Below are 7340 nucleotides of genomic sequence, written 5' to 3' on the forward strand. Positions count from 1 at the left end.
CGCCTTACTCCGCCGCCACGGTCCGGGGATGGACATAGATCCGCGAACATTCGCCCATCGTCGGGCTCGCCCGGCAGATCGGGTCCGTCTGATAATAATCGTCGAAGACCGGGCGGAACGGCGCCGGCGACACCGCACCGCCTCCCGCCGGCCCCGGCAGCGCGGACACGTCCACCGCATCCAGCCCGCCGATCACCCGGAAGACCGGATTGACCGTCGCCAGCCGCTCGCGCAGCGCCTCCACGGTGTCATAGGGCAGCGTATGGCCCACGACCTCGGAGAACGCCCGCAGGATGCGCCAGTCCTCGCGCGCGTCGCCGGGCGGCATGACCGCCCGAAACGACCGCTGGACCCGCCCCTCGGTATTCACATAAGTGCCCGATTTCTCCGCATAGGTCGCGCCCGGCAGGATCACATCCGCCCGCGCCGCCGCCGCATCGCCATGATGGCCCTGATAGATGACGAATGTCTGCGGCCCGATCTGCGCGGTATGGAACTCGTCCGCCCCCAGCAGCCACAGCACGTCGACGCCGCCACTCATCATCCCGGCGACGCTGCGTCCCCCTTTTCCCGGCACCAGCCCCAGATCCAGCCCGGCGACCCGACTGGCCGCGCGATGCAGGACATTGAAGCCGTTCCACCCCGCCGCGATCGCCCCGGCCTCGACGGCCAGCGCCCAGGTCGAAGCGAGGATCGCCCGCGCATCAGGCCGCGTCAGCGCACCGTGCCCAACGATGATCATCGGCTTCTTCGCCGCCTTCAGCGTCTCGGCGAAAGGATGCGTACCATCCCGCAGCGCGGCCAGCACGTCCGGCCCCTCGCCCAGCACCTCCGCCTTGTAGGTCGGGTCAGCCGTCGGCGCACCGATCAACCCGATCGGGAACCCACCACGGCCCGCCGACAGGAAACGCTTGCGGATACGCGCATTCAGCACCGGCGCTTCCTGGCGCGGAATCGCGCCCACGATCAGCAGCGCGTCGGCATCCTCGATCCCGGCAATGGTGGTGCCGAAGGTATAATAAGCCCGATGCGACAGATCATACTCCGCACCATCCTGGCGACAGTCGACATTGGGCGAACCCAGCGCCGTCATCAGGTCCTTCAGCGCCAGCAGGCTCTCGGCATCGCACAGATCGCCGGCGATGGCCCCGATCCGATCCCCCGGCACACCGTCCAGCCGACGACCGATGGCCACGAACGCATCCTGCCACGAAACCGTCTGCAACTTGCCATGGACCCGCACCCAGGGCCGGTCCAACCGGCGATGCTTCAGCCCATCGACCGAGAAGCGCCCCTTGTCGGCCAGCCATTCCTCGTTCACCGCATCATTGACGCGCGGCACGGCCCGCAGCACGGCACTGCCGCGCACATGCAGGCTGATATTGGCGCCCACCGCGTCGCTGACGTCGATCGAGTCCGTCCGCTTCAACTCCCACGGCCGGGCGGTGAAGGCATAGGGCTTCGAGGTCAAGGCACCCACAGGGCAGATGTCGATCAGATTGCCCGACAGTTCCGAAGTCAGCGCCTTCTCGACATAATTGGTGACTTCCATGCTCTCGCCACGCGAGACCGCACCCAATTCAGGCACACCCGCGATCTCTGTCGCGAACCGGATGCAGCGCGTGCACTGAATGCAGCGCGTCATCACCGTCTTGACCAGCGGACCGAGATATTTGTCCTTCACCGCGCGCTTGGCTTCCTGATAGCGCGAGTGATCGGCGCCATAGCCGAACGCCTGGTCCTGCAGGTCGCATTCGCCACCCTGGTCGCAGATCGGGCAGTCCAGCGGATGGTTGATCAGCAGGAATTCCATCACCGCCCGCCGCGCCTTGCGCACGATCTCGGTGTCGGTCAGGATTTCCATCCCCTCCGCCACCGGAAAACCGCAGGACGCCACCGGCTTGGGCGCCCGCACCACCTGCACCAGGCACATGCGGCAATTGCCCGCGACAGACAGACGCTCATGGAAACAGAAGCGCGGAATTTCCTTGCCGGCCGCCTCGCACGCCTGCAACGCGCTGGACCCGTTGGGAACATCGACGACGATTCCGTCGACGGTTACTTTCACCATCGCCCTTACTCCGCCGCCACGGGAATACCCAGCGGCACCTGCGTGATCCGCCCACCGCCATGAGCCGCCTTGTAGGCGGTAATCCGCTCTTCCATCACCGGACGGAAATGCCGGATCAGGCCCTGGATCGGCCACGCGGCGGCATCACCGAGGGCGCAGATCGTGTGGCCCTCGACCTGGCGCGTCACCTGTTCGAGCATGTCGATTTCCTCGATTTCCGCCCGTCCCTCGACCATCCGGTTCATGACCCGCATCATCCAGCCGGTGCCTTCGCGGCACGGCGTGCACTGGCCGCAGCTCTCATGCTTGAAGAATTGCGAGAACCGGGCAATCGCCTTGATGATGTCGGTCGATTTGTCCATCACGATCATGCAGGCGGTGCCCAGGCCCGAACGCTCGGCGCGCAGGCTGTCGTAATCCATCAGCACCGTTTCGCAGATCGACGCCGGCAACAGAGGCACCGAACATCCGCCGGGGATCACCGCCAGCAGATTGTCCCAGCCGCCGCGCACGCCGCCGCCATGCTTCTCGATGATCTCCTTCAGCGGCACGCCGAGTTCTTCCTCGAACACACAAGGCGTATTCACATGGCCCGAAATGGCCATCAGCTTGGTGCCCGCATTGTTCGGCCGCCCCAGCGCCGAGAACCACGCGCCTCCGCGCCGCAGGATGGTGGACGACACTGCGATGCTCTCGACATTGTTGACCGTCGTCGGACAGCCATACAGCCCCATCGCCGCGGGAAAGGGCGGCTTCATGCGCGGCTGCCCCTTCTTGCCTTCCAGGCTTTCCAGCAGCGCGGTTTCCTCGCCGCAGATATAGGCGCCGGCACCGCGATGGATGTAAAAATCGAAATCCCATCCCGATCCGGCGGCATTCCTGCCGATCAGCCCGGCCGCATAGGCTTCGTCGATCGCGATCTGGAGATGGCGCGCCTCATTGAAGAACTCGCCACGGATATAAATATAGGCGGCATGCGCACCCATCGCGAAGGAGGCGATCAGCGCGCTTTCAATCAGCTTGTGCGGCTCATGCCGCAGGATCTCGCGATCCTTGCAGGTTCCCGGCTCGGACTCGTCGCCATTGATGACCAGGTAATGCGGGCGCCCGTCCGAATTCTTGGGCATGAACGACCATTTGACACCGGTCGGAAACCCCGCCCCACCGCGACCACGCAGGCCAGAGCCCTTCATCTCGTTGATGATGGCATCCCGGCCACGCGCCAGGATCTCGGCAGTGCCGTCCCAGTCGCCGCGCTGGCGCGCGCCTGCCAGCCGCCAGTCGTTCTGACCATACAGGTTGGTGAAGATCCGGTCTTTATCCTGAAGCATCGCCGTCTCTCCCGCTCAGCCCTGTTCCGCCGGACTATCCGCCAGCGTCTTGCGTCCACCGGCCGGCGCCGAGTTCAACCGGTCGATCGTCGGCCCCGGCGTCGGCCGCTCGCCGCGACGCAACGCCTCGATCAGTTCGATCGTGCGCGGTCCGTCCATATCCTCGTAGAAATCGTCATCAACCTGCAGGATCGGCGCATTGGCGCAGGCCCCCAGGCACTCCACCTCGGTCAGGGTAAACAGCCCGTCGGCGCTCGACTGGCCGAAACCGTCAATCCCGGTCGCCTTCTTGCAAGCCGCGACCACATCGTCCGACCCACGCAGCCAGCAGGAGGTCGTGGTGCAGACCTGAAGATGATACCGCCCGATCGGCTTGGTATTGAACATCAGGTAGAAGGTCGCCACTTCGTAGACACGGATCGGCGCGACATCCAGCCGGCGCGCAACCTCGTCCATCGCCACGCGCGGCACCCAGGCGCTCCCGGTCTGCCGCCCCATCTGCTTCTGCACGACATACAGAAGCGGGAGCGTACCGCTGGCCTTACGCTCGGGCGGATATTTCGCCAGGATCGCCGCGATCTGCTCTTCGCTTTCAGCATCGAAGGCGAAGCTATCGGGCTGTTCGATCTGATCGATGGGGGAATGAGCGGACATCTCTGTCACCTGTCTATCTCGCCGAACACCAGATCGAGCGACCCGATGATCGCGACCGCGTCGGCCAGCATATGGCGGCGCGACATCTCGTCGATCGCCTGGAGATGGGCAAAGCCCGTGGGCCGGATCTTGCACCGGTAGGGGCGATTGCTGCCGTCCGCGACCAGATAGACCCCGAATTCGCCCTTGGGGCTCTCGACCGCCGTATAGGTCGCACCCGGCGGCACATGATACCCTTCGGTGAACAGCTTGAAATGATGGATCAAGGCTTCCATCGACCGCTTCATCTCCCGGCGCGGCGGCGGGGTGATCTTGTGGTCCTGAATCCTGACCGGCCCCGGCTTGATCTGCGCCAGGCACTGCTCGACGATCTTCACGCTCTCGCGCATCTCCGCCACACGCACCAGATAGCGATCGTAGCAATCGCCCTGGCGCGTGACGGGGATATTGAACGTCACCTTGTCGTAATTGTCATACGGCTGCGCGCGGCGCAGATCCCACGGCACGCCCGAAGCCCGCAGACAAGGACCGCTGAAACCCCAGGCCAACGCCTGCTCGGTGGTGAACACGCCGATCCCGACCGTCCGCTGCTTCCAGATCCGGTTATTGGTCAGCAGCGTTTCCAGATCGTCGATCCAGCGCGGGAACTGCCGCGCCCATTCCGCGATCCGCTCCTCCAGACCCGCCGGCAGGTCGCGTGCCACGCCACCCGGACGGAAATAATTGGCATGAAAGCGCGCGCCAGACGCGGCCTCGTAGAATTCGATCAGCTTCTCGCGCTCTTCATACCCCCACAGCGCCGGGGTCAGCGCACCGCAATCCAGCCCGAACGAGGTCAGATTCAGGATATGGTTCAGGATGCGCGTCATTTCCGCGAACATCACGCGAATCCATTTCGCGCGGTCAGGAATGTCGATCCCCAGCAGCTTTTCCGTCGCCAGCGCGAATGCCTGCTCCTCGCACATCGGCGAAACGTAATCGAGCCGATCGAAATACGGCAGCGCCTTGGGATAGGTCTTGTATTCGATCAGCTTCTCGGTGCCACGATGCAGCAATCCGATATGCGGAATGGCGCGCGCAACGACTTCACCCTCCATCTCCAGCACCAGACGCAACACACCATGGGCCGACGGATGCTGCGGGCCGAAATTCAGGGCGTGGGAATCGATCTCCACTGTCCGGATCTGTGCCTCGGCGGCCGCGTCCGCGGACATCAGCTCTTCCGGGATATCCTCGTGAAGGACAATCTCGCTCATCGTCCACTCTCCCTCACCGTGCGCACCCTCGCCATCTGCCTGAACGGTCCCGTCATCGCGGAAACTTCAGTCCCTGGCGGGATTCATGGGCCTTCTCATCACCCGGCAGGGTCAGGATACCCTCCCACGGCGATTCAAAATCGAAATTGCGGAAATCCTGCGTCAGCTTCACCGGTTCATAGACCACCTGACGGCGATCCTCGTCGTACCGCATCTCGACATAGCCCGTCAGCGGGAAGTCCTTGCGCAGCGGATGCCCCTCGAACCCGTAATCGGTCAGAATGCGCCGCAGATCCGGCTGCCCCGAAAACAGGACCCCATACATGTCGTAGCACTCGCGCTCCCACCACGTAGCGCACGGCCACAGATGATGGACCGACGCCACCGGATTGGCCTCATCCGTCGTCACAATGACACGAATCCGGTGATTATGCGTCACCGACAACAGATTATAGACGACCTCGAATCGTTCCGCCCGAGCGGGATAGTCGACACCACACAGATCCATCAGTTGCTCGCAGGCATAGCGCGGATCATCGCGCAGCAGACCCATCAACGCGAGCAAGCGGTCCCGGCCGGTCCGCACAACCAGTTCGCCCTCCTCAATCGCGGCCGAATGGATACCGGGCACGCCCGTCGACAGCGCGAAAGCCAGCGACCCCAGCGCACCACGCGCCAGAGACACCTTCATCGTCAGTTCGGTGCCCGGTTCAGCCACGGAGAATCGTCCCTGTCCTGCGGATTTTCTTCTGGAGCTGCAGGATGCCGTAAATCAGCGCCTCCGCCGTCGGCGGGCAGCCGGGAACATACACGTCCACCGGCACGATCCGGTCGCATCCGCGCACCACGGAATAGGAATAGTGATAATAGCCCCCACCATTGGCGCAGGACCCCATCGAAATCACCCAACGCGGCTCGGCCATCTGGTCGTAGACGCGACGCAGGGCGGGCGCCATCTTGTTGGTCAGAGTCCCGGCCACGATCATCACGTCCGACTGGCGCGGCGATCCGCGCGGAATGATACCCATCCGGTCCAGGTCATAGCGCGGCATATAGGCGTGGATCATTTCCACCGCACAGCACGCCAGCCCGAAAGACATCGGCCACAGGCTGCCAGTACGGCCCCAATTGACCAGTTTGTCGAGGTTGGCGACGACGAACCCCTTCTCGGTGATCTCGCCGGTAATACCCTTGATGACGGCATCCTGCTCCGGCCCAGGCGGCAGCATCTCCCGATTCCAGGCTATCGCGCCCTGCCCATCACTTGTCGCATCAGCGGTACTCATGCCTCGTCTCCTCCCCTCGCTCGATCCTAGCGCCGGTCAATCCCAGTCCAGGGCACCTTTGCACCACTCATAGATGAACCCCACCGTCAGAATGCCCAGGAATCCCATCATCGACAGAAAGCCGAACAGGCCGATCCGCGACAGACTGACCGCCCAAGGGAAAAGAAAGGCGACTTCAAGGTCGAAAATGATGAACAGGATCGCCACCAGATAGAACCGGACATCGAAACGATGCCGCGCATCGTCGAATGCCTCGAACCCGCATTCGTAAGCCGACACCTTTTCGGCATAGGGCTTCTGATGACCGAAGAGCAGGGAGCTTCCCAGCATCGCGCCGGCAATCACGACCGCCAGGACACCAAAAATCAGAACTGGAAAATAATCCGCAAGAACGGACGTCATGGCGCGTCTCCCTGACTGGTGGCCCGCTTGCTGCAGGCGTCATGACGAACAGGGCGTCGTCATGGTCAGGAGGTTAGACCCATCGCCCGGACGCGACCAGACCACCACCCGCCAACAGGGGATGAACATTCCCGTGATGATGAATACGCTACGCGGATATGCGCGTTAGGGACAACTTGTCCGTCCTCGCACCAAAATATTGGGGAACGGAACAGATCCAATTATTGGAAAAATGCATCTTTAACAGGTTCAACGCAGTCGATCATTATTAAACATGAAACGACTATGGCGCGAGTGACGGGGCTCGAACCCGCGACCTCCGGCGTGACAGGCCGGCGCT

Annotated in this window: 7 protein-coding genes; all 7 read right to left on the reverse strand. The window is 63.2% G+C overall.

Translation table 11 applies throughout. From position 1 onward, the window contains the following. Nucleotides 1–4: 4 nt before the first annotated feature. Genes nuoG through ABF821_RS05085 form a run of 7 tightly spaced genes read right to left on the reverse strand, consistent with a single transcriptional unit; the run spans nt 5 to nt 7000 of the window. Nucleotides 5–2071, reverse strand: a complete 2067-nt coding sequence (gene nuoG / locus ABF821_RS05055; RefSeq protein ID WP_415529250.1) for an NADH-quinone oxidoreductase subunit NuoG — start codon at nt 2069–2071, stop codon at nt 5–7. A 5-nt stretch (nt 2072–2076) separates the two neighbouring features. Then, nucleotides 2077–3402, reverse strand: coding sequence for an NADH-quinone oxidoreductase subunit NuoF (gene nuoF / locus ABF821_RS05060; RefSeq protein ID WP_182973509.1), 1326 nt, complete (start codon nt 3400–3402; stop codon nt 2077–2079). A gap of 15 nt (nt 3403–3417) precedes the next feature. Further along, nucleotides 3418–4056: a complex I 24 kDa subunit family protein gene (locus tag ABF821_RS05065; protein ID WP_415529251.1), complete on the reverse strand. Its 639-nt coding sequence runs from the start codon at nt 4054–4056 to the stop codon at nt 3418–3420. Between the two features lie 5 nt (nt 4057–4061). Then, entirely contained in the window at nt 4062–5312 is a 1251-nt protein-coding gene (locus tag ABF821_RS05070; protein WP_182973507.1) for an NADH-quinone oxidoreductase subunit D, read from the reverse strand. Nucleotides 5313–5364: 52 nt separating this feature from the next. Continuing rightward, a complete protein-coding gene (locus ABF821_RS05075) occupies nt 5365–6003 on the reverse strand; it encodes an NADH-quinone oxidoreductase subunit C (RefSeq protein ID WP_415529255.1) in 639 nt (212 codons plus the stop codon). Nucleotides 6004–6022: 19 nt separating this feature from the next. Then, nucleotides 6023–6598 carry a NuoB/complex I 20 kDa subunit family protein gene (locus tag ABF821_RS05080; RefSeq protein ID WP_415529252.1) on the reverse strand — a complete coding sequence of 192 codons (576 nt, stop codon included), beginning with the start codon at nt 6596–6598 and terminating at the stop codon, nt 6023–6025. A 36-nt stretch (nt 6599–6634) separates the two neighbouring features. Beyond that, on the reverse strand, nt 6635–7000 hold the full coding sequence (locus ABF821_RS05085) for an NADH-quinone oxidoreductase subunit A (RefSeq protein WP_114727214.1): 366 nt from the start codon (nt 6998–7000) through the stop codon (nt 6635–6637). Nucleotides 7001–7340: the final 340 nt, after the last annotated feature.

The organism is Gluconacetobacter sp. (assembly GCF_047721585.1).
GTDB lineage: Bacteria > Pseudomonadota > Alphaproteobacteria > Acetobacterales > Acetobacteraceae > Gluconacetobacter > Gluconacetobacter dulcium.

What these genes read in the sequence shown, in the direction of transcription:
- nuoG (WP_415529250.1), bottom strand. Translation starts at nt 2,071, where the DNA reads ATGGTGAAAGTAACCGTCGACGGAATCGTCGTCGATGTTCCCAACGGG.
- nuoF (WP_182973509.1), bottom strand. Translation starts at nt 3,402, where the DNA reads ATGCTTCAGGATAAAGACCGGATCTTCACCAACCTGTATGGTCAGAAC.
- ABF821_RS05065 (WP_415529251.1), bottom strand. Translation starts at nt 4,056, where the DNA reads ATGTCCGCTCATTCCCCCATCGATCAGATCGAACAGCCCGATAGCTTC.
- ABF821_RS05070 (WP_182973507.1), bottom strand. Translation starts at nt 5,312, where the DNA reads ATGAGCGAGATTGTCCTTCACGAGGATATCCCGGAAGAGCTGATGTCC.
- ABF821_RS05075 (WP_415529255.1), bottom strand. Translation starts at nt 6,003, where the DNA reads ATGAAGGTGTCTCTGGCGCGTGGTGCGCTGGGGTCGCTGGCTTTCGCG.
- ABF821_RS05080 (WP_415529252.1), bottom strand. Translation starts at nt 6,598, where the DNA reads ATGAGTACCGCTGATGCGACAAGTGATGGGCAGGGCGCGATAGCCTGG.
- ABF821_RS05085 (WP_114727214.1), bottom strand. Translation starts at nt 7,000, where the DNA reads ATGACGTCCGTTCTTGCGGATTATTTTCCAGTTCTGATTTTTGGTGTC.